Below are 1,841 nucleotides of genomic sequence, written 5' to 3' on the forward strand. Positions count from 1 at the left end.
AAACGATGCCTCGACAATCTCGCCGACGAGCTGAACGGTCAGCCATCGTTCGCCGCGGTCGAGCGCATTAGTCAGCGTCGTTGGTGTCGCACTTGCCCCTACCTCGGAAATAATAGCGTAGAGATCATGATACCCTTGAGGTATTCGCACGAAGCTACCGACCTGACCGACTCGGTAGCTCCTTCCGCCGATGATAGCGATGCCGGAGGCTACGCCCTCGAATTGGCGCACGCTTACGGTTGCACCTGCGACAGACCCTACATGGCCCAGAAGGGTCGGAGCAATCATCAGACCACCGGCGCGGTTGGAGTTGTCGGCGGCGTCACCGCCGCTGTTGCTGTCAGCGCCGGTGGTGTGGGAAATGCTTGGACCGATCGCGACGCGGCGAAGAACCGAGCAAATGGTTCTATTGCTCCGAGCATGAAGTTTCCGTCCTTGTCGAGATAGGTCGACCTTATTGGCCCCCAATCCTTGTTCGGATGTTCAGCTGGTGCCTTCCATACGCCACGAATGCCGTTCACCTTGGCTTGGTCACGCGCATAGACGCTGAAGTTTGGCAGGCGGCGCGCAAGATCGCACGCTGGCCCCTCTTCGTCGAGAATCTTGTACTGGAACGCGAATACACTGGAGGATGGATTCGGCGCGAGGGCTTCATCCAACCGGGCCGGAATATGTGCGTCAGCAAAGGAAAAGCCGATAGAGACCAACAGCGTGTCGGGGGTCAGCAAAAATGCACGGAGGCGATCGAGCAACGCGGCGTAGGGAGCTTTCTGCGTCTGATCGTATTTCAGATGTTCTGGGAAGACGAGGTGACTTGCCGAGCTTTGGCCTGTTCGGATCACTTCTCCCTTCGCGCTCGCACGCCAGCCAAGCGAGCCGTGGAGTTTCCAAAGCCGCGTCCATCGCGCGGGAAGATCGCTGCGCGACACTGACACGGGGTCGAAGAACGGTTCGCGACCGCCCGTGAAGCCATCGAAATATGGCGCTCGCACAGACTCGAACGCTTCTTCGAACAGCAGGTCGTAGTTCGTGGTGAAAATCTCTACCGGATAGTCACGCGTTGTGCCCGTAATCCAATTCACGAGATGTGCATAAGCCGAACCGGCCGCCGGCAATCGGACGTCCACGATCTTGCCTATCTCGGAGCAGATCGCTTCGCCGAAAGTGGCAAAGCCGGTGCCATCGAGATCGTGGACCTTCGCCGACCCGATCACTTGGCTCAAAGAGCGAATCCGAGAAAGGATCGTCTCGATGTCGTGCTGCGCGAGTTCAGCCTTCAGACCGTCAATTTGTTGTTGATAGGTCGGTGCAAGTGTCGTGAGCACCTGATCAGTGAGGCCCGCAACCGCCGGGATAAGGGGATAAGTACCATCAGGCTTGACCATGCCGGCAGCAGCTCCGGCGCCAACCAACAGCCCGATCCGCTTGCGGCCTTGCGCGACGATCGTCCGTAGCGCCGCCATATATTGATCAGGATTGTGAATACTGACAGTCAATTTATGCTCCTCCGACGTTAGCATCCGCATCCATGCTTCGAGCTACCAAATCAACATCCCACGCTTGATCTCGCCCGTCTATCGAGATCGGCACCTGTGCTTCCGTCAGTCGGAAAACGCTGCTCACTAGTCTGTCTCCTAGCGGAGCCCGAATTTTTCCAAAACAACAACATCTATGGGTCCTGGCCCTCCCACAGTTTTGCAATGTTTGTTTGGCCATCCACCTCTTCAATCGTTTCCAACTCGAGCCGTGTCTGTGCTTCATTGAGGCGCCATCGCCTGATGACATAGAACGCTAGCGCCTTTCGAGTTTCGACCGTAATGTGCGCTTTCTCTTGAAAGCCG

Annotated in this window: 2 protein-coding genes; both read right to left on the reverse strand. The window is 57.0% G+C overall.

Going from position 1 to position 1,841, the window contains the following annotated elements:
* On the reverse strand, positions 1-288 hold a 288-nt coding region (locus Q0239_RS15340), incomplete at its 3' end, for a hypothetical protein (protein ID WP_298604495.1).
* Positions 288-1,463 (reverse strand): SIR2 family protein, encoded by a 1,176-nt coding sequence (locus tag Q0239_RS15345; protein WP_298604497.1) that lies wholly within the window; start codon positions 1,461-1,463, stop codon positions 288-290. The genes Q0239_RS15340 and Q0239_RS15345, both read right to left, overlap by 1 nt.
* Between the last annotated feature and the right edge of the window lie 378 nt (positions 1,464-1,841).

The sequence above is a fragment of the uncultured Sphingorhabdus sp. genome, assembly GCF_937872355.1.
In the GTDB taxonomy this organism is placed as follows: domain Bacteria; phylum Pseudomonadota; class Alphaproteobacteria; order Sphingomonadales; family Sphingomonadaceae; genus Sphingorhabdus_B.